Source organism: Roseateles sp. 22389, from assembly GCF_052044995.1.
GTDB lineage: Bacteria > Pseudomonadota > Gammaproteobacteria > Burkholderiales > Burkholderiaceae_C > Roseateles.
Map to the genome: position 1 here is coordinate 69,129 of NZ_JBQEOF010000013.1, position 19,142 is coordinate 88,270.

Genomic DNA, 19,142 nt, shown 5'->3' on the forward strand with positions numbered 1-19,142 from the left:
GCGCCTCTCCCTCTAGTTCTTGCCCTTGGGCGGCTTGCCCGGCGTCGCGGGCTTGACGGCCCGGACCGCCTTGCGCACCTTCTCCAGCGCCTGCCGCTGGCGGGGCCTCAGCCAGCCCAGCGAGAACCCCGCTTGCGCCGCGGCGGGCACGTCGCCGCTGGCCATCGCCATCGCCAGCTGCTCGCGGGCCTGCGCGAGGCCGACCTCGAGGTCGTTCAGCGCGCCCAGCCGCTGAGCGGCCTCATGGACGCGCGCGAGCAGCTTGCCGCGCGCCTCGGATTCCTTCTTCGACAGCCGCCGCCCCGCCGCGCCACCGGGCACGGCGGCGCTCAGTTCCAGCGCCAGCCGCAGGCGACGCAAGCGACGACGCAGGTGATGCCGGCCCTCGGCATCGAGGCGGTCGAAGCGGCGGATCTGCTTGTCCACCGCCGCGCGCCATTGGGCGATGCGCGCGTGGACGCCGTCCAGGCCCGGTGCCTCGCCGCTCGCCGGATCCGGCACCGGACGCGCCAGCCAGCCGATGACCGCGAGCATCCAGCCCTGGACCTCGCGCGTCAGCAGCAGGCCAGCCACGTCGGCCGGTGGCGCCTCGGGCGTCGCCGTCGCCGCGGACGGGCGCTCGGCGCGCCAGGCGGCCAGCAGCTCCTGGCGCCATGGCGCCTCGGCCTGCGCGTCGGCGTCGCGCGCTGCAGTGAGCCGGCGCGACAGCTGTCCGGCGCCTTCCGCGAGCGCCAGCATCGCCGATTCGTCCTCGCCGGCGAGCAGCCGCAGGCCGACCCGCAGCCGGCGCAAGCCGACGCGCATCTGATGCAAGTGTTCCGGCAGATGGCGACCGCTCGCGATCTGCGAGGCATTGCCGACGACCGGCTCAAGGCAGGCCCGCAGCAAGGCGCCCAGGGCCGCCTCGCGGGACTGGTCCTCGGTCCAGCGCAGGGGCTTGGACGCGGCCACCGGCGCGACCTCGGCCTGGCGCGCGAGCAGGTCGCCGCGCAGCGCCTTGGTGCGCAGTTCCAGCGACAGCCCGAAGCGCTCGATCGCCCACACCCGCGCGACCTCCAGCACCGCGCGCGGCTGGCCGCTCTTGAGCTCGATCTCCAGCTCGGCCACCGGCGTGCGCCGAAGCGCGTCACCCTCGCCGGCGAGCAGCGCGCCCTGGTCGAGCGCGAGTTCGACCACGCCATGCCGCGTGCGCAGCGTCCGGCTGAGGCGGGTGATGTCGGTGCGGAACAGCGCCTGCAGCGCGTCGGCGGGGAGCGTGTCGACCAGCGCCTGCAGCGCCTGTCCGGCGGGATGGTCGGCATGTCGCGCGACATCGAGCGCCGGCGTCGCGTCGCCCAGCGCGACGTTGTGTTCGAGGCGGGTCATGCCGTCCGGCGCGGCGCCCTTGAGCGTCTGCACCCAGACCTCGCCTTCGCGTCGCAGGCGCAAGGCGAAGCCGGCCCGTGCGAGGTCGCGGGCCGGCGTGTCGAAGTAGATGGCCTGCAGCCGTTCTTCCGTGGCCGGCGACTGGGCGCTGCCGGCGACCCAGCGGCGGACCGCGGCCAGTGGCGATGCGGGGATCTGGAAGCGCAGCTCGATTTCGGTCATCCGGCAGTGTCGCACGCAGGCCATGACAGCCGCCCGTCGGGCGCCGCCCGCGCGGGGCCGGCCCGATCGAACCAGAGATCGACGCCGCCTTGGCTCGCGCGCAGCACCGCGAAGCCGTCGCCGGGATGGTCGTGCCAAGCGCCGACCACGCAGCGCAGGCGCCGCCCGCCGGGCTCGACGAACTCGAACGCGTCCGGCGCGGCCAGCTCCTCCGCCGCGGTGACCGCGAACGGCCAGGGCGCGTAGAGCGCGGAGCTGTGGACCGAATGGAGCTGCACCGGCGCGCGGTCCTCGCCGTCCACCGCCTCGATCCGCGCGCTCAGCCAGCCGGAGCGGTGCTCGTCGCCGGAGAGGAACACCAGGCCGGTCGCGCGCTGCCGCCAGATCGCGCCGAGCAATTCATGCAGGCTGTGCGGATAACCGTCCCAGGCGTCGGAGCGCAGGCAGCTCGCCGGATGCTCGGCCGTCGTGCGGCGACGCGGCAGCGGCAGCGATCCCGACAGCAGGAAGCGGGGCCGCCCCTGCGTGCGGCCGAGCCAGTCCTCGAAGGCATCGCGCTGCGCGACCGACCACAGGCGTGCGGTCGACCAGTTGGCGACCCGACGCGCCTCGCGTTCGCCGCGCGCGTCGGCGATGAAGAAGGCAGCGCCGCGCCAGTCGAATTCGTGCCACATCAGGCCCGGTCCGCCGACGCGGGCGCCGGCTTCCCAGCGGTGATCCCAGGCCGCCTGCCGCGCGACATCGAACCACGGCCCCTTGCCCCCATGGCTCGCGCCCGGGGTCGGCTCCCAGTTGTCGACGATCTCGTGATCGTCGGGCGCGTGCACCAGGCGCGCGACGGTCGGCGGCAGCAGCCGTATCGGCCCCGCCTTGAACTCCCCATAGGCGCGCCCGTAACGTTCGACGCCGCTGCGCGAGTCCGCCAGCCCGCCGCTCGCATCGGCGTAGATCTGGTCGCCGGCGAACAGCACCAGCGAGCAGGCCTGCCCCCGCGCCGTCGACCGCGTGAAGCGATGCAGCCGCGCCAGCGACGCGAGCGCCGGCCCCGCCTCGTCGGCGTCGAGCTCCCAGCCCGGGCTCACGTCGAGCAGCCCCGGCGGGTACTGGCAGGCCGCGAGCACGAAGCAGAGGTCGACGTCGCCGGAGGCGCTCGCGTCCGGCGCATCCGGCGCGTCCGGCGACGGCACGAAGCCATGGGCCCAGCGATGCGGCGGCAGGACCAGGAGCTGTTCCAGCGCGCCCTCGACCTGCGCCTGCAGCTCGTCCTTGCCCAGTTCGTGCATGACGCCGTGATGCGCGCCCTCCATCGCCAGTGCGCGCGGCTCCAGGTACAGCGCCAGGAGGAGCAGGCCGCTCAGGTCGACGTTGTTGTCGTTGTCGACGTCGATGTCGGAATCAAGGTCGAGCGCCGGCGCACCGCCGGTCGGGCCTTGGCGCGGCGAGGCCGGAAAGTGCTCGACCTCGACCGCGCCGCGCCACGGCTCGCCGGGCCGCCCGATGCCCGGCGGCACGAAGGCCTCCAGCCGCCAGGGCAGCGGCAGGCGCTCATAGTCCCAGCCGCCGCGCCAGCGCATCGGCACCCAGAGCAGCCAGTGCGGCCAGCCGCGCTCCGGCCGCAACGCGGTCAGCAGCGGCACCCGGCCGTTCACTGGCGCCGCGCGCTCGACGCGATGGCCGGGCGCCTCGGCGCCGATCAGCAGCCCGCTGATGGCGGTCCGGGCGGTGCGGTGTCTCGCGCCGCTCATGGCGGGGACTCCTCGGCGAGGAAGGCCAGCACATGCGGGAACACCAGCGTCGCCACATGGCGGCCGATCAGGCAGTCCTGATGGCCGTGGCCGGCGATCACGCGATAGCGGTAGCGGCCCGGCGCGGCCTGGTCGTAATGGTCCTTGAGCAGCTCGGCGCTGTCGGCGCTGCACAGCCCGTTGTCCTCGCCGTGCAGAGACAGCACCGGGAAGGCCTCCAGCAGCGCCAGGCTCTTGGCCAGGCTGTCGAGGTAGAGGCTCGCGCCCTGCCAGTCGGTGATCTCGTGGCAGCGCGCGAAGTGGATCGCCTGCGCGACGGTGTCCATGTTCAGCGGCCCGAAGTGGTCGTCGATGAAGTCGAGCACCGGCTGGTCGACATTCGCGGCCGCGAAGTCCCGCCCGTAGAGCAGGTCCATGCGGTGCCGCGTCGCCGTCCACGGCGTGCGGCGCATGCGCCAGGGCGGCCATGGCGGCGGGTTCTCGAGGTCGAACTCCCGGTCCGGATACGGCAGGCTGGCCAGCAGGCGGTCGAGCAGCTGGTCCACCAGCGTCGGCGGCCCCTCGGGCCGGAAGGTGTAGCCGCCCATCGGCAGGTAGGGCCGCAGGTACTGCATCAGCACACCGCGCAGGCTGTTGGTCGGCGACATCACCATCAGCGGCGTCACCTGCGAGATCACCAGCTTGGCGATCCGGTCCTTCAGCAGCACGCGCAGCGGATGGTGGCGCTCCCAGGGCTGCTCGCGCGGCTCCAGCAGCGCCATGTGCAGCATCACCGAGCCCATGCAGTGCGCGAAGACGTTCAGGCGCCGATGCCCGGTCTCGCGCAGCACGCGGTCCACGGCCAGCGGGATGTCGTTGAACGCGGACTCCTCGAAGGTCCAGGGCAGCGTCGCCGTCGGCAGGCCGGCGCTGGTGCGCATGTCCAGCACCCACACGTCGTGCCCCGCGTCCCACAGCAGCTTGGCCGGCCCGGGCCTCACCGAGTGATGGGCGAAGGTCGTGCCGCTGGCGCTGTAGCCATGGATCATCAGCATCGGCACGCCGCCCGGGCGCGCGTAGCGCGTCAGGCGGATGAGCACCGGGCGGTCGTCGTCGGCGCGCGGCGGGCGGTCCAGGTCCTGGCGCTGCGCGCCCGCGTCGCCCCAGCGGCCCGCGGCCATCTCGATCACCACCGGCTCCGGCAGCCCCGGCACCGCGCCAGGCAGGCGCGAGACGCGCCGCGGCGGCGCTTCGTCGGGTTTGCGGAAGGTCCAGGCATGCAGCCCGATGGTCATCCGCGCGATGTAGGCCATCAGCGCGCCGACATCGCGCACCGCCGACGGCACGTCCCGGGCCTGGCGCACGCGCAGCAGCGGCAGGCGCTCGCGGGCGAGGTGATGCAGGTCGACGGTCAGCGTGATCGCGCGCGCGCCCGGCGGCGGCGCCAGGCCCGCGACCGGCGTCAGGACCATGCGGCTCAGCTGCGTCCACGGATTGCCGCGCCGGGTGTAGCTGATGCGCTTGCAGCCGTGCAGGTCCTGACCGCGCAGCGCGGCCGCCCAGGCCGGCAGCTCGGCCGCGGGATCGACGCGCACCCGATAGCGCATCAGGCGCGCCTCGCCCGCGTGGCCGGCGAGATGCCAGGCGTTGACCGCGCGCGCGCGCAGTCCCACCCGGGCCGCGCCCGGGGCCTTCGGCGCGGCGCGTTGTCCGGCCCAGTCGACCAGGCCCTGCCAGCTGTCGCGGATGCCGCGGTTGATCGCCCAGGCCCAGAGCCCGCGTGCATGACGGCGCAGCGGGCCCGAGGCCTCGCGCTGGAACAGCGTCAGCTCGCCGTCGGCCAGCGGCACGCTGAACAGCGCGTGATCGTCGCCGTGCTCCTCGTGCGGCCAGAGCCGGCCGTCACCGGCCTTCGGACCGACCAGCTCGAAGCCGCCCGAGCGCTTCTCGCTCGCCTCGAAGACGCGCAGCCGGCTGCCCGGCGCGACCACCAGCCGGCGCTCCGGCCCCGGCCGCAGCAGCGCGGCCAGCGCGGCCGGCCGATAGACGACGCACAGCTCCAGGTACTTCACCGGCGAGCCGGACGCACCGGGCCAGTGGACGAAACCGCCGAGGCGCTCGCGCACCTCGATGACGGTGTCGTGCGGCGAGACGCCATCGGCGCGATCGGCAGTGGCTCGCTCGCCGGCGAGTCGGTCGGCAGCGAGTCGGTCGGTAGAGGCGGGACCTCGAGCGGCTCGATCGTGGGCGGCTCCATCAGGCGCGGACGGCGTCGCCGGGGCGCGCTCATGGGACAGGTCCCGGAACACCGGCCGCTCGCGCTCGCGTCGCTGAGCGACCGGCGACGATCCGCCCAGCCCCCAGGCCACCACCAGGTGGTCGAGCGCGCGCTGCGCGAGCGCGCTGATCGTCAGCGCCGGATTGATCGCCAGCGAGCCCGGCACGATCGCGCCGTCGAGCACGACGAGCCCGTCATGCACCGCCTCGCCATCGCCGGCGAAGACCTGGCCTATCGCGTTGACGACGCCATCGGTGCCGCGGTCGCCCATCGCGCAGCCGCCCAGCGGATGCACGCTGACCATGGGGCCTCGCGCATCGTTCGCGAGGAAGGCCATCTCCGGCGGCAGCAACTGCCACAGCGGATTGCGCAGCAGGCGCGCGCCCTGCGCGGCGAGGTGGCGCTGCAGGGCCTCGTGGCGGCGGACGACCGCGGGTTCATCGCGCAGGCCCGGCCAGTCGACCTGCAACCCGCCAGGTTCCGCGAAGCCCTCCGACCGCACCAGCCGCCCGGTGCCGCTGTCGCGGCCGATGATCGCGAGCGGCAGCTGCCGCGCCGTCGTGGACGGCCGCACGGCGAAGGGATCGTCGAAGTCGGCGCGTTCCTCATGCGGGCCGGCGTTCGGCCGCGCCAGCGCATCCAGCGTCGCGGCCAGCGCGAAGCCTTCCTCGAAGATCGGCCGGAGCGCGCCCGGGATCGCGAGGTCCTCGACGACATGGTCCGGCCCCGCGTCCAGCACGCCGGTGATGGTCGGGCCCACCTGCCGCGACGCGGGCGGCTGGTCCTCGTCGGCGACGGCGTGGACCGCGCGCGGCCAGTCGTGGCCGACGGCGATCGCGTCGCCGTTGGCGGAAAACGCCTGGCCCAGCATCCGCGACAGCGGCAGCCCGCGGTCGCGCGCGCGCATCAGGATCTCCGTCGAGCCCAGCGATCCGGCCGCCAGCACGACCCGGCGCGCGATCACCTCGAAGGGCGCGCCCTGCCGGTCGCGCAGCAGTTCGTCGGTGTGCTGCACGGCCACGCGCCAGCCGGCGCCGGGCACCGCCTCGAGCCCTTCGACGCTGGCGCCGCAGACCAGCTCCGCGCCCTGCCGCCAGGCCTGCAGCAGCAGCCCGGTGTCCAGCGACAGCTTGGCCTCGTGGTTGCAGCCGGTCGCGCAATCGCCGCAGGCGAGGCAGGGCCGGTGCGCCCAGTCCGCGGCGCCGCGCGGCCCCGCGTCCATGGCGACCTGCAAGCGCGCCGCCCGGGTGCGCGCCGGATCCAGCGCCCGCAGCGCGTCGAGCCGGCGGCGCGCGGCCTCGGGCCGCTGCGCGCGCAGCCGCTCGATGGTGTTGTCGCCCTGGGCGTCGCGCACGCCCAGCAGCCGCTCGGCGCGCTCGAACCACGGCGTCATGTCCTCGTCGAGGAAGGCCTGCGGCCAGCCGGGCTCGCGGAACACCGCCGGATCGGGCCGCTCCATCACGCCCGCGTTGATCAGCGAGCCGCCGCCCAGGCCATTGGCCAGCGCGACGCAGACATCCGGTCCCAGCCGCACATCGAAGAGCCCTTCGCGGCGGCCCATCGGCGCGGACGCGCCGGCCCGCGCGAGCCGCACATGCCCGGGCAGGTCGGCGAAGCGGCTAGGGAAGGCGCCGGGCAGGTACTCCCGGCCGCGCTCCAGCAACACGACCTCGAGGCGCCGGCCGTCCGCGTCGCGGCGACCCGCGAGCGCCTGCGCGGCGGCCGCGCCGCCATAGCCGCTGCCGACGATGAGCACGTCCACGGCGGCCGGGCCGGGCGCGGGCGCGCCCAGCCGCTCGACCATCCAGTCCTCCAGCGGGCGCGACAGCCAGCGCGTGCCCAGCGACCGTTGCCGGCCGGCGGCGGCACCGTCAGACGGGGCTGGCGGCGCCTCCTCGAACGGACGAGACATCGACACCCTCCCTGCGGTACTCGGCCAGCGCGGCCTGCATCGCGTTGATCAGCAGCTCTTCGGTGACCGGCTTGTGCAGCAGCGTCAAGCCGGCCTCGTGGGCCTCGCGCAGCCGCTCCGGCGCGGTGTCGCCGCTGACGATCAGCGCCGGCAGGCCGGGGAAGGCGCTGCGCAGCGAGCGCACGGCGCTGATGCCGTCCTCGCCGCCGCGCAGCCGGAAGTCGGTCAGCAGCAGGTCCGGCTGCTGGCCCATGCTCTTGAGCAGGCCTTCCCGCGTGCTGCCCGCCAGCAGCACCTGGCAGCCGTGCGCGCTCAGCAGCGCATGCATGGCCACGCGCACCGGCTCCTCGTCGTCGATCACCAGTACCCGCATCGGCGGCAGCGCCGGGCCCTGTCTGGGCGCCGCGCCGGGTCGCACCAGCGCGATGTCGGCGGCCGTCACGTTCAGCATGAAGCTGGAGCCATGCCCCGGCGCCGATCGCAGGCCCAGGTGCAGGTCCAGCAGGTCGACGAGGCGCGTGACGATGGACAGCCCCAGGCCCAGGCCCTTGGCGCGGTCGCGCTCCGGATTCCCGACCTGGTAGAACTCCTCGAAGATGCGCTGCTGCTCGTGCTCGGGGATGCCCATGCCGGTGTCGCGCACCGACAGGCGCCAGACTTCCTCGTCCTGGCCGCGGTTGACCTCGATGGCCACCTCGCCGCGCATCGTGTACTTGATGGCGTTGTCGATCAGGTTGCGCACCACGCGCTCGAGCAGCACCGGGTCGCTCTCGACGCAGGCCTCGGGCGGGCAGTCCAGGCGCAGCAGCAGCTGCTTGCGCAGCGCCGCGGGCTGGAACTCCCGCTGCAAGCGGCCCAGCCAGGGCTGCAGCGCGAAGACCTGGTTGTTCACCGGCACGACGTTGGCGTCCAGCTTGGAGATGTCCAGCAGCGCGTCCATCTGCGAGGAGAGCGACTGCAGCGCCAGGTTCATCTGCGTCACGATGACGCGGCCTTCGTCATCCATCGGCCGCTTGTCCAGCGCCGCGCCGAACAGCGACAGCGTGTGCATCGGCTGGCGCAGGTCGTGGCTGGCCGAGGCGAGGAAACGCGTCTTGGCCGCCATCGCGGACTCCGCCTGCGACAGCGCCTGGCGCAATTGCTGGTTGCTCTTGTTCTGCTGCAGCCGGATCAGCACCGACTCGGCGAACACGCGGTAGGTGTCGCGCGCCAGGCCGGTCAGGATGACGCCGAAAAAGACGATCAGCGCCGACAGCACCCAGTCGAGCCAGCGGTGCTGCTCGCCGGGCTGGTGGAAGAGGCCCCACGCGAGCGCATTGGCCAGCGTCACCGGCCACAGGAAGACCTGGAACACGACGCGATGGCCGGCGGTCGTCGCGACCGCGCCGGCGCACAGGCCCAGCAGCACGATGGTCTGCACCATCCGTTGGAAATCGCTCAGGTGCGGCGCGGCGACCAGCGACACGCTGAAGACCAGGCCGTTGGCCAGGCTCAGCCAGATCGCCCAGTCCAGGCGCTGCTCGAGGGGGCGCTCATGCATCTCGGGCAGCCGGCCCAGCACGACCCAGCGCGCCGCCAGCACCACGAAGACCACGCCCAGCCAACCGTAGGCCAGCCACGGCGACATCACCTGCGCCGCCATCATCGCCATCATCAGCGCGGCGATGCTCACCGGATACGGGACGCGGCGGCCCTGCTTGCCGATCAGGCGCAGCAGTTCGAGCTCGACGCTCGCCTGCTCGGCGCTGCGCTCACCCGCCATGACCGGAGGGGGCAGCGCCTGGCCGCTGCCGCGAGTGGAGATGCATGGGTTGTGTAAGGCTTGTACTGGGCCGGCAATATATCTTGCCGAACCCTCACACCCAAGTGCCATGCCTGGGGGCGGCACCGCATCGCGGCCGGGTCGCCGCGCAAATCGCGAGAAAGGCTAAAAAGCGCAGCGCGGATAAAACTATGCCGACCACCGCCGCCCCATCGGGCTTTGGTAGGTCGGCATAGCACTCCTCCCCTTGATCACAACGCTGAGGTCCAGGCAGCGCGCGATCGGTGCCCAGTATGCGAAGGGAGGCCACCGCCCGGTATCCCCCTCAAGAGGGAGAGCGCCGAGGGCCTCGGCCTCCCGCAGGTCCGCGGCGTTCGGGCAAGGCGCTCATGCCGCTCAGGCGATCCGCAGTCGCTCCGGCGCATGGCTGTCGCGCAGCAGTTCCTCCAGCAGCGCGAGGTAGTAGCCCAGCGGCGGCGTCCGCATGCCCGGCCGCTTGGCCAGGTCGTCCCAGCGGCGCAGCTGCAGCGCGGCGCTCGCATGCCGCTGGGTCATGAAGCGCAGGCGCTCCTCCGCGTTCATCGGACCGCCCTGCAGCGCCAGGCTGTGGCGCGAGGCCTCGGACAGGCCGGGCCCGTAGGCGGGATCGGTGCTCACCAGGTAGCGCTTGGCGTCGACATGCAGCCGGATCGGCTCCAGCACGTCGGGTCCCAGACCGCCCGCGCGCAGCAGCGGCAGCGCGGTCAATTCATGCTGGTCATCCCGCAGAGGGGCGGTTGAACCACCGTCCATCAGTTGGCCGACGTCATGCAGCAGCGCCGCGGCTACAAGGCTATGCTCCGCGTGCGCCCATTCGGCCAGTTGCGCGCATTGGAGCGCGTGCTCCAGCGCGGTGACCGGCTCGCGGCGCTCGTCGCCGTACTGCAGGTGGCCGCGACGGTGAAACACGGCCTCGACCTTCGCGATCAGGTCCATGACGAATCCTCGACGTCACTCCAAGGGCGGAGCGGCGCCAGTCTCGACCCCGCCGATGACGGGTCTGTGAAGCGACGATGGGGTTCTCATTCAAATCGACTGAACAGTGGCCTCAGTTCCGGTGAACCGACGACGTACGGCGCACGCAGACACTTCGTTCCATTCCGGACGCTCCGGCCCTCGACGGCCCGGGGATCTGCCCCAGGAACTTTCCCAGGACGCGAGCTTTCCATGACCACGATCGACGACCAGCCCCAGGACCCCGACAACGCCCCGACGCAGCCGGCCGAGGCGGCCGCCCTGCCCGTGGCGCCGGTCGCCGCGCCGGCGCCGATGCCGGCGGTCAAGACCCGCTACGACGGCGTGGCGATGCTGTTCCACTGGGTGCTGGCGATCGCGATCATCGGGACCTTCTCGGTGGGTTGGTACATGGCCGACCTGCCGTTCTCGCTGACCCGGCTCAAGCTCTTCAACTGGCACAAGTGGGCCGGCGTGACCATCCTGGCGCTGTCGGCGCTGCGGCTGCTGTGGCGCCTGGGGCACCGCCCGCCGGCGGACCTGCCGATGCCGGCGTGGCAGAAGCTGGGCGCGCACGCGGTGCACTGGCTGCTGTACGCGGCCTTCTTCGCGGTGCCGCTGAGCGGCTGGGCCTACAGCTCGGCGGCTGGCTTCCCGATCGTGTGGTTCGGCGTGCTGCCGCTGCCCGACTTCGTGCCCAAGGACAAGGCGCTGGCGGAATCGCTCAAGCAGCTCCACCAGTTTTTTGCCTACGGCCTCGGCCTGCTCGTCCTTGCCCACCTTGGCGCCGTGGTCAAGCACGTCGTGCTCGACAAGGACGGCCTGCTGCGGCGCATGCTCCCGGGCCGCGCCTGAGCGGCATCGGCGCGGCAATCGCCCTGGACAACACCTGACCCCAAGACTTCCGACCCCGCAGAGGATTTCATGACCGCACGTATGGCCACCCATCTCTCGATGACCGCGCTGTCGGTGCTGAGCGCCGCCTTCATCCTGGCCGCGCCGGCGATGGCGCAGACCAAGCCGGCCACGCCCGCCGCCGCCGCCGCCGCGGCCGCGCCCGCCACCGCCAAGCTGGTGCCGGCGCAGAGCGACATCGCCTTCACCTTCCGCCAGATGGGCGTGCCGGTGGACGGCCACTTCAAGAAATTCGACGCGCAGGTGGCCTTCGATCCGAAGAACCCGGCCGCCGGCAAGGTGTCGCTGTCGATCGAGCTGGGCAGCGCCACGCTGGGCGACGCCGCCACCGACGCGGAGCTGGTCAAGCCCGAGTGGTTCAACGTCAAGAAGATCCCGACCGCCACCTTCCAGAGCACCGCCATCAAGGCGCTGGGCGGCGGCAAGTTCGAGGCTACCGGCAAGCTCACGATCAAGGGCCAGGTGAAGGACGTGGTCGTGCCGGTGGCGCTGGCGCAGGCCGGCGGCACCACGACCGCCACCGGCGCGTTCGCGATCAAGCGGCTGGACTTCAACATCGGCGAGGGCGAGTGGAAGGACACCTCCATGGTCGCCAACGACGTCCAGGTGAAGTTCAAGCTGGCCCTCACCGGCATGGCGCCGCTGTAAGCGGCCCGCCGCCATTCCTTCGAGTTCCTCCGAGTTCCTCCAACCGGTCCGGGTCCTCGCCCGGTTCCTTTCCATCCCAACTGTTCGACAGGACCCCACGATGATGAAGAAAGCCCTGCTGCTCGCCTCCCTGATCGCCGCCGCCGGCCTGGCGCAAGCCCAGAGCGCGACCTACGCGATCGACCCGACGCACACCTACGCCACCTTCGAGATCAAGCACTTCGGCACCTCGACCAACCGCGGCCGCTTCGACAAGAAGGAAGGCACCGTGCAGTTCGACAAGGCCGGCAAGTCGGGCAAGGTCGAGATCACCTTCGACATGAACGGCATCAGCACCGGCTCGACCCAGTTCGACAACCACCTGAAGAGCAAGGACTTCTTCGACGTGGCCAACAACCCGACGGCCAAGTTCGTCGGCGACAAGTTCACCTTCTCGGGCGACAAGGTGGCCTCGGTGTCCGGCCAGCTGACGCTCAAGGGCAAGACCGCCCCGGTGACGCTGACCGCGACCAACTTCAACTGCTACGACAACCCGATGCTCAAGCGCGAGGTCTGCGGCGGCGACTTCGAGACCACCTTCGACCGCACGGCCTTCGGTGTCGACTACGGCATCCAGTACGGCTTCTCGAAGGACATCAAGGTCATCGTCCAGGTCGAGGCGGTGAAGCAGTAAGTCCCCGGGAATCCTTCACACCCGATGCCGGAAGGCCCGCGAAAGCGGGCCTTTCGCGTTTGCGGGCGGTCGCCTGGAGCGGGCCGGACCGCCGCGCCGACGCCCCGGCCTGTCGCGGATCGGCGCAGTCCATCCCGGCCTCCGCACGGCGCGTCGCCCGCCGCCTCGGGCGCCCAGGGGACTTGCGTACAGTGCGCCCCATACGACAGGTCCCCCCATGAACGCGCCGACTCCCGCCTCCCCCACCCCGCGCCAGCGCTGGCAGCGCTTCATGAAAGCCGCCGAGCAGGGTTTCCACAGCTACGGCAGCTGGCTGGTCTCCATCACCTGGAAGCGCTTCGCGCTGCTGTCGGTGATGCTGATCATCGGCGCCAACATTCTCCAGACCCTGCCGCCCTTCTCCTTCAGCTGGCAGTTGCCGGTCGAGACCACCGAGACCATCCACCCGCCCAAGGACCTGCGCCGGGATCGCGACCGCGAGAAGGCAGCGGAAAAGGCCGCGGAAAAGGCCGCCGCCAAGGCCGAGAAGCAGGCGGCCGAGGCCGAGCGGGCCGCCCGCTCGCAGCGCTCCGGCGAAGAAGCCGAGCCCGAGCATGCCGCCTCCGCCGCCAGCGGCATCCAGGCCGAGGACCTCGAGGGCCTGCGCTACGAAGTCCAGATCGACAAGCGCGGCGTGCGCATCGTGCCGCGCAAGCCGCTCAGCGCCGCCAGCGCGGCGGCCAGCGGTGCGGCGTCCGAGGCCGAGGTCACCGATCCCAACCTGCCCGCCATCGACATCCGCATCCCCAACGAGAAGCAGCGCGACGCGGTGCGTGAAGCGGTCCGCACCGCCGTCAACGACGCCAAGCGCGTGCTGGAAGAGGCCGCCGAGGAGGCCCGCCAGGCCAAGGCCGAAGCCGAGGAAGCCAAGGATGAACTCGAGCAGGCCCAGCGCGAGACCTCGCGCAAGACCCGCTACCGCACCGTCCACCTGGGTGACTTCCTCGACAAGCTCGCCATCCTGGTGGTGCTGGCCTCGGCGCTGCTGAAGGCCACCTACAAGGGCCGGCTGCAGGCCGAGGTCAAGGCCGCCAAGGCCACCGAGACCGCCGAGGCCGAATCGCTGCGCCGCCAGGTCGTCGAGGCCCGCATGGCCGCGATGCAGGCCCAGGTCGAGCCGCACTTCCTGTTCAACACGCTGGCCTCCATCGATCACCTGATCGAGACCGACCCGCCGCGCGCCTCGCAGATGCAGAAGAACCTGATCGCGCTGCTGCGGGCCTCGATGCCGACGATGCGCGAGGCCAATGCCAACGGCGGCGTGCGCGACCTGGGCCGCGAGATGGCCGTGATCCGGCCCTACCTCGAGATCCTGCAGGTCCGCATGGAAGAGCGGCTCCAGACCCGCATCGACGTGCCCGAGGGCCTGCTCTCGGCCGAGTTCCCGCCGATGATGATCCAGAGTCTGGTCGAGAACGCCATCAAGCACGGCCTCGAACCCAAGGCGGAAGGCGGCAGCCTGACCCTCAAGGCCGAGATCGTCCACGGCAAGCTGCAGGTCACCGTCGCCGACACCGGCCTGGGCTTCGGCCGGGCCGCGACCTCCGGCACCGGCGTGGGCCTGGCCAACATCCGCGAACGCCTGTCGCTGCTCTACGGCAAGGCGGCCAGCCTGACCGTCGCGGAGAACCAGCCCTCCGGCACCGTCGTCACCATCACCGTCCCGTACCGGACCTCCGCCCACCACGCGCAGGAACAAGGAGCACACGCATGAAAACGCTGTTCAAGGCCCTGTTGATCTTCGGTTTCGTCCTGGTCGGCGTGGCGACGCTGCTCGGCTGGGGCGCGGTCCACCTGCTGGGCGACGTGCCCGGCGTACATCTCACCATCGACGGCGACGACGTCGTCTGGACCAGCCTCGACCTGGCCGATGCCTTCGGCGCCGGGCTGGGGCTGATCATCGCCATCGGCGTGATGTGCCTGCTCGTGCCGCTGCTGCTCCTGCTGGGCCTGGGCCTGCCGCTGCTGATCATCGGCGCGCTGGTGCTGGCCGGGCTGGCGGCGCTGGTGGGGGTGGGCGCGATCGTCGGCTCGCCGCTGATCCTGATCGGCCTGGTCGTCTGGCTGCTGGTGCGCGACAAGCCGCGCAAGGCGCCGATGGTGTCGCCCGCCGCGCCGGTCGGCCCGGCTCTCATGCCGAACATGCCTCAAGCGCCCACCGAGCCAACCCTGCACGCCTGAGCCTTCCTTCCTGCCGGTCCGCGGACCGGCGCCTGCCCTAACATCGCCCCTCATGAGCGACACCACCTCCGCCCCCCGCGCCGTCCTCGCCGACGATGAACGACTGATGCGCGAGCAGCTGCGCAGCCGCATCGCCGAGGTCTGGCCCGAGCTCCAGATCGTCGCCGAGGCCAAGAACGGCCTGGAGGCCGTCGAGCTGGTCAAGGAACACAAGCCCGACCTGGTCTTCCTCGACATCCGCATGCCGGGCCTGACCGGCGTGGAAGCGGCCAAGCAGATCGCGCAGCTGCCCGACGACGACGAGTGGGCGCTGCCCGAGATCGTCTTCATCACCGCCTACGACCAGTACGCGGTCGAGGCCTTCGAGCAGGGCGTCTGCGACTACGTGCTCAAGCCCGCGGAACGCGACCGGCTGCAGGTCACCGTCGGACGCATCAAGAAGCGCCTGGCCCAGCGCAGCGGCGAGGCCGAACCCGAAGGCCCGGCCACCGGCACGCTGCAGCAGCTGCTGCACTCGCTGTCGGCGCGGGTGAACAACGCGGGGGGGGCGCCGAAGTATTTGCAGTGGATTCAGGCGTCGGTCGGCCAGACCATTCAGATGATTCCGGTGGAGGACGTGCTGTTCTTCATCAGCGACGAGAAGTACACCCGCGTCCAGACGCCCACCGTCGAGGCGCTGATCCGCAAGCCGATCAAGGAACTGGTCGAGGAACTCGACCCGCAACTGTTCTGGCAGATCCACCGCTCGACACTGGTCAACGTGAAAGCCATCAACGGCATCAGCCGCGACTTCCGCGGCCGCCAGCTCGTGGGCGTGCGCGGACTCGACGAAAAACTCGAGGTGAGCCGCTCCTACACCCACCTCTTCAAAGGCATGTGACGCGGCTGCGAGTCGGGTGCCGGGCGGTGTTGCAAATCCTCGCCATAGCGCTGCTATGGCTGCGGTTTGCGCCTAGCCCGGCGCCCGACTCGCAACCGCGTCACTCGTGGCAGGCATCCCTGGGGAATTAGCGAGGGGGAGCTTTGAGCTTGACGCCAGCAGCCTTCATCGCACGGCGAACCTCGGGGGCACCCTCGAAGTCGGAATCCATGTCGGGCTGCACCGTCTCGAGGCCGTGGCTGGAGTCAAGGTCGCCAGGGCCGCCGGGGCGACGCGAAGGCGTGCGAAGGCCAAGGCCCAGCGCCATCAGCGCGTAGAAGAGGAACGCAATCCGCGGGGCATCGATCAGGCTGTCGAAGAGACCGACGATCACGAAGGCCGACAGGCCACCCACGACGGCGGGCGACAGCGGATGGCGGCGACCCGCACCGAAGGTGCAGCGCCACAGCACCGTCACCAGCAAACTGCTCCACAGCGCCAGGCCGAACAGGCCCTGCTCGAACAGCACATGCAAGGGCAGGCTCTTCATGTGGAACGGCATGTGGTTGCGGTCGCTGGTGAAGTACCAGCGCGCCAGGCCCTCGCTGAAGTCGCCGTTGCGCAGCAGCGGTCCGTGCACGCTGTCCGCGATCGACACCGACGCAATCTCGAGCACGCCACCCCGCCAGTTCTGCGTGACCGAGGCCACCAGCCGTCGCGGCGCCCAGATCGATCCGCCGAAGTCCGGCGGCACATGACCCAGCTTCAGCTGCACCGCCTGCCAGGCACCGCCCAGCGGCTCGACATCCGCCTCGCGGTCCACGCAGCGCAGCGGATAGAGCAGGAACTTCTCGCAGACCTCGACCCGCAGCCGGGTCTTGAACTGGGTCCGCAGGGTCACCGTCGCGGCCACCTCGCCCGCCACCGACGGCACGCGCTGGCTGAGCCGGAACATCTCGCCGTTGCCCATCATGTGCAGGCCGCTGGTCAGCGTGACGGTCGGCCGCGGCGACGGCTCCGCACCCGGCAACCCCACGGCCAACCCGTCCTCGCGCGCCGGGTTCCACCGGTAGTCGCCGACACGCTCGTCGAAGGGGCCGCCATTGGCGAAGCTCGCGGGAAAACGGCCGCTGCCCTTGCCGAGCAGCCATTCGTCCATGGTCTTGAGCAGGTCCAGGCCGATGCGCCAGTGCTCAAGGCGGCCCTCGAAGTCCTGCTGCCCGGTCGACATCCGCTGGCCGATGTACGCGCCCCCGCCCAGCGCCGCGACCACCGCGCAGGCCAGCAGGCAGCCGGTCCACACCAGCCCCCGGATGCGCCAGCCGACGCTGCGCAGGTCGGCGCCGACACGCGGCGACCATTGCGTCGAGATCCATCCGATCGCGAGCACGGCCAGCACCGCCGCGACCGGCCCCAGTCCGCGGCCGTCGCCCCAATGCGCCGCGACCAGGCCGGCGCCCGCCAGCGTGGCCATCCACACCACCGCGAACGCGAAGGCCTGCGCAGGCTGCGTCAGCCCGCCGCGCCACAGCCAGCCCATTCCCAGGCCCAGCAGCACCACGGCGCCATCGATGAGGTAGGCGCCCTTGGGCACGAGGTCGATGAGCAGCCCTCCGCCAAGCGCCAGCAGCAGCGCTGGCAACGGCGACAGCATCAGCAGCGCGCGCTGCTGTCCGCGCGGCCAGGAGGCGCGTGAGGCCGGCATTGCCAGCAGCACCGCGACGCTGCCCGCGAGCGCGAGCAGGGCCCGATACCCGCCAGCGCCGAAGAGCACCCAGGCCGCCAGCGCGGTACCGCCGATCACGCCGGCGGACCAGCCCAGCGGCACGGGGCCACCGGTCGCCGCCAGGCTGCCGGGCAACGCCCCTTCCTGCCGAGCCGCCGCCAGGGTCTCGCGGCGCTGCACCGCCCACAGCAGCGCGCACAGCGCCATGCCCAGCGGCACCGCCAGGTAGACGCCGCGCGAGAAGGTCGTCAGCGAGGCGTAGAAGGCCAGCAGCAGCACCGCCAGCGCGCCGAGGAAACGCAGCGGGCGGCGCTCCCGCATCGCCCACAGCAGCGCGAACGGCAGGCTCAGCGCGAGCGCGCCATCCAGCGACGCGCCGCCGACATTCATCTCCCAGAACAGCGAGGTGGTCCGGTAGTCGGTCGAGAAGTCCAGCAGCCCGGTGTAGACCCAGCGCTCCCACAGCGCGCCCAGCGAGGTGCTCAGCAGCACCAGCACCCAGGCCGCGCGGGACAGGCGCTGCACCGACGAGGGCCGCAGGTCGGAGGCCTTCTGCCACAGCGGCAGCAACAGCAGCACCAGGAAGAAGCTCTTGCCCGCGCGCAGGCTGTTCATCGGCTCCTGGAAGCCCTGCCAGAAGCCGGACTGCACGCCGCCGGCATGCACGAAGCCGCGCCACACCGCGATGAAGGCCGACAGCGCGAAGACCGCCATCAGCACCCGCACCGCGGCGCGCCAGCGCAGCGTGCGGTAGCGCCACGGCACCGGCTGGTGCGCGGGTGCCGTCAGCGCGAGTGCCGCGTAACCGCCCGCCGCCACGGCAAGCACGACCAGGTCCAGTTCCTCGAAGGTGATCCAGCCGGTCCAGGGCGCGAAGCCGATCGCCGGCACCAGCGCCGGCACGAGGAAGGGCAGCGCGCGCCAGCCGAAGAAGCTGGCGACGGCCAGCGCCGTCCACAGCGCGACGGCGGCGGCCGGTTCGACGGGGTAATGACGCGCGAGCCACAGCCCGGCGACGGCGCAGGCGGCGCCCGCCGCCAGCGTGGCCAGGGCCGGCAGGCGCCGGGGTAGGACGAAGTTCATGCGCGCGCCCGTCCCAGGCTGCTGGCGATGCACCACTGCGCCGGCCAGTAGCTAGCGAGCACCCAGAAGCTGGCCATGTCCAGCGGGCCGGCGAACTTGTTGATCGCCAGCATCGCGTCGGACAGCACGAACAGCGTGCCGCCCCACGCGGCCCAGCGGGCCAGCGGCTCGTCGGACTGCCCGACGCTGCCGCGCCACCAGGCCCAGGCCTGCGCCGCCATGGTCGCCAGGCAGACCACGTAGACCACCACCGGCACCTGCAGCGCGGCCGGGATGCTGGACCAGAGCCGCCCCAGCACCATCGCCGCGATGAGGCCGAACATCAGGAAAGGCCAGCGCACCGCGCCCAGCCGCTTGCGGGTGCAGAAGCCAACGACGTAGCAGACATGCGCCGCGAGGAAGCTCACCAGCCCGGGCAGGAAACCCTGCTCCGGCCAGAGCAGGGCGACGTCACCGGCCAGCGAGCACAGCAGGCCGGCCCGCAGCCAGCGCGCCAGGCGCGGCTGCTGCGCGCCCCGCCCCCAGGCGTACAGCAGGATGAGGACGGTCGTCAGCGGCTTGAAGACGAAGGCCAGCGCCGGCGGCAGCTCGGGCGGCTGGGACAGCGCGAGGATGGCGACGGCCGCGCTGAGCAAGGTCAGCAACGGCAGTGCGACACCCATCCGGGAGGCGGGCTTGGCGGCGGAGGCGGTCATGCGGCCGCATTCTGCCGTTTGCCGATGGCGTCCATCCCCCTGGACCCGGTGACATGGCAGACCTTAC

The 19,142-nt window shown here is 71.9% G+C and carries 13 protein-coding genes; 6 read left to right on the forward strand and 7 right to left on the reverse strand.

Annotation, left to right across the window (positions count from 1 at the left end):
• Positions 1–12 precede the first annotated feature (12 nt).
• The 5 genes from ACTJKJ_RS18110 to ACTJKJ_RS18130 all read right to left on the reverse strand — a co-directional run bounded on the left by ACTJKJ_RS18110 (position 13) and on the right by ACTJKJ_RS18130 (position 10,238).
• Positions 13–1,587 (reverse strand): CYTH domain-containing protein, encoded by a 1,575-nt coding sequence (locus ACTJKJ_RS18110; protein WP_440821289.1) that lies wholly within the window; start codon positions 1,585–1,587, stop codon positions 13–15.
• Complete coding sequence (locus tag ACTJKJ_RS18115) at positions 1,584–3,332, reverse strand: alkaline phosphatase D family protein (RefSeq protein ID WP_440821290.1); 1,749 nt, start codon at positions 3,330–3,332, stop codon at positions 1,584–1,586. The genes ACTJKJ_RS18110 and ACTJKJ_RS18115 overlap by 4 nt, the downstream gene beginning before the upstream one ends.
• Positions 3,329–7,501: an alpha/beta fold hydrolase gene (locus tag ACTJKJ_RS18120; RefSeq protein ID WP_440821291.1), complete on the reverse strand. Its 4,173-nt coding sequence runs from the start codon at positions 7,499–7,501 to the stop codon at positions 3,329–3,331. Before ACTJKJ_RS18120 ends, ACTJKJ_RS18115 begins: the two co-directional genes overlap by 4 nt.
• Positions 7,461–9,263: an ATP-binding response regulator gene (locus ACTJKJ_RS18125; RefSeq protein ID WP_175538365.1), complete on the reverse strand. Its 1,803-nt coding sequence runs from the start codon at positions 9,261–9,263 to the stop codon at positions 7,461–7,463. Before ACTJKJ_RS18125 ends, ACTJKJ_RS18120 begins: the two co-directional genes overlap by 41 nt.
• A 396-nt stretch (positions 9,264–9,659) precedes the next feature.
• Positions 9,660–10,238 carry an HD domain-containing protein gene (locus tag ACTJKJ_RS18130; protein WP_091728313.1) on the reverse strand — a complete coding sequence of 193 codons (579 nt, stop codon included), beginning with the start codon at positions 10,236–10,238 and terminating at the stop codon, positions 9,660–9,662.
• A 333-nt stretch (positions 10,239–10,571) separates the two neighbouring features.
• On the opposite strand from ACTJKJ_RS18130, the gene ACTJKJ_RS18135 reads away from it, so the two are divergent.
• The 6 genes from ACTJKJ_RS18135 (at position 10,572) to ACTJKJ_RS18160 (ending at position 15,592) form a co-directional block, all read left to right on the forward strand.
• Entirely contained in the window at positions 10,572–11,111 is a 540-nt protein-coding gene (locus tag ACTJKJ_RS18135; RefSeq protein ID WP_091731667.1) for a cytochrome b, read from the forward strand.
• Between the two features lie 150 nt (positions 11,112–11,261).
• The gene (locus ACTJKJ_RS18140; RefSeq protein ID WP_440821328.1) at positions 11,262–11,819 is read left to right on the forward strand and encodes a YceI family protein; all 558 of its coding nucleotides are present in this window, start codon (positions 11,262–11,264) and stop codon (positions 11,817–11,819) included.
• Between the two features lie 103 nt (positions 11,820–11,922).
• Entirely contained in the window at positions 11,923–12,492 is a 570-nt protein-coding gene (locus ACTJKJ_RS18145; protein ID WP_091731674.1) for a YceI family protein, read from the forward strand.
• 217 nt (positions 12,493–12,709) lie between these two features.
• Positions 12,710–14,245, forward strand: a complete 1,536-nt coding sequence (locus ACTJKJ_RS18150) for a sensor histidine kinase (RefSeq protein ID WP_440821292.1) — start codon at positions 12,710–12,712, stop codon at positions 14,243–14,245.
• On the forward strand, positions 14,242–14,712 hold the full coding sequence (locus tag ACTJKJ_RS18155; RefSeq protein WP_440821293.1) for a hypothetical protein: 471 nt from the start codon (positions 14,242–14,244) through the stop codon (positions 14,710–14,712). Before ACTJKJ_RS18150 ends, ACTJKJ_RS18155 begins: the two co-directional genes overlap by 4 nt.
• Before the next feature lie 52 nt (positions 14,713–14,764).
• Positions 14,765–15,592, forward strand: coding sequence for a LytR/AlgR family response regulator transcription factor (locus tag ACTJKJ_RS18160; RefSeq protein WP_091728318.1), 828 nt, complete (start codon positions 14,765–14,767; stop codon positions 15,590–15,592).
• Positions 15,593–15,719: 127 nt separating this feature from the next.
• Here the strand turns inward: ACTJKJ_RS18160 and ACTJKJ_RS18165 are convergent, their stop codons facing one another.
• Both ACTJKJ_RS18165 and ACTJKJ_RS18170 read right to left on the reverse strand, forming a co-directional pair.
• Positions 15,720–18,380, reverse strand: a complete 2,661-nt coding sequence (locus ACTJKJ_RS18165; RefSeq protein ID WP_440821294.1) for an O-antigen ligase family protein — start codon at positions 18,378–18,380, stop codon at positions 15,720–15,722.
• Positions 18,377–19,075: a lysoplasmalogenase gene (locus tag ACTJKJ_RS18170; protein WP_091728324.1), complete on the reverse strand. Its 699-nt coding sequence runs from the start codon at positions 19,073–19,075 to the stop codon at positions 18,377–18,379. Before ACTJKJ_RS18170 ends, ACTJKJ_RS18165 begins: the two co-directional genes overlap by 4 nt.
• Between the last annotated feature and the right edge of the window lie 67 nt (positions 19,076–19,142).

Excerpts from the sequence above, each read along its gene's own strand:
- ACTJKJ_RS18155 (WP_440821293.1), top strand. The coding sequence starts at position 14,242 with ATGAAAACGCTGTTCAAGGCCCTGTTGATCTTCGGTTTCGTCCTGGTC.
- ACTJKJ_RS18145 (WP_091731674.1), top strand. The coding sequence starts at position 11,923 with ATGAAGAAAGCCCTGCTGCTCGCCTCCCTGATCGCCGCCGCCGGCCTG.
- ACTJKJ_RS18115 (WP_440821290.1), bottom strand. The coding sequence starts at position 3,332 with ATGAGCGGCGCGAGACACCGCACCGCCCGGACCGCCATCAGCGGGCTG.
- ACTJKJ_RS18110 (WP_440821289.1), bottom strand. The coding sequence starts at position 1,587 with ATGACCGAAATCGAGCTGCGCTTCCAGATCCCCGCATCGCCACTGGCC.
- ACTJKJ_RS18170 (WP_091728324.1), bottom strand. The coding sequence starts at position 19,075 with ATGACCGCCTCCGCCGCCAAGCCCGCCTCCCGGATGGGTGTCGCACTG.
- ACTJKJ_RS18140 (WP_440821328.1), top strand. The coding sequence starts at position 11,262 with ATGGCGCAGACCAAGCCGGCCACGCCCGCCGCCGCCGCCGCCGCGGCC.
- ACTJKJ_RS18125 (WP_175538365.1), bottom strand. The coding sequence starts at position 9,263 with ATGGCGGGTGAGCGCAGCGCCGAGCAGGCGAGCGTCGAGCTCGAACTG.
- ACTJKJ_RS18130 (WP_091728313.1), bottom strand. The coding sequence starts at position 10,238 with ATGGACCTGATCGCGAAGGTCGAGGCCGTGTTTCACCGTCGCGGCCAC.
- ACTJKJ_RS18135 (WP_091731667.1), top strand. The coding sequence starts at position 10,572 with ATGCCGGCGGTCAAGACCCGCTACGACGGCGTGGCGATGCTGTTCCAC.
- ACTJKJ_RS18150 (WP_440821292.1), top strand. The coding sequence starts at position 12,710 with ATGAACGCGCCGACTCCCGCCTCCCCCACCCCGCGCCAGCGCTGGCAG.
- ACTJKJ_RS18120 (WP_440821291.1), bottom strand. The coding sequence starts at position 7,501 with ATGTCTCGTCCGTTCGAGGAGGCGCCGCCAGCCCCGTCTGACGGTGCC.
- ACTJKJ_RS18165 (WP_440821294.1), bottom strand. The coding sequence starts at position 18,380 with ATGAACTTCGTCCTACCCCGGCGCCTGCCGGCCCTGGCCACGCTGGCG.
- ACTJKJ_RS18160 (WP_091728318.1), top strand. The coding sequence starts at position 14,765 with ATGAGCGACACCACCTCCGCCCCCCGCGCCGTCCTCGCCGACGATGAA.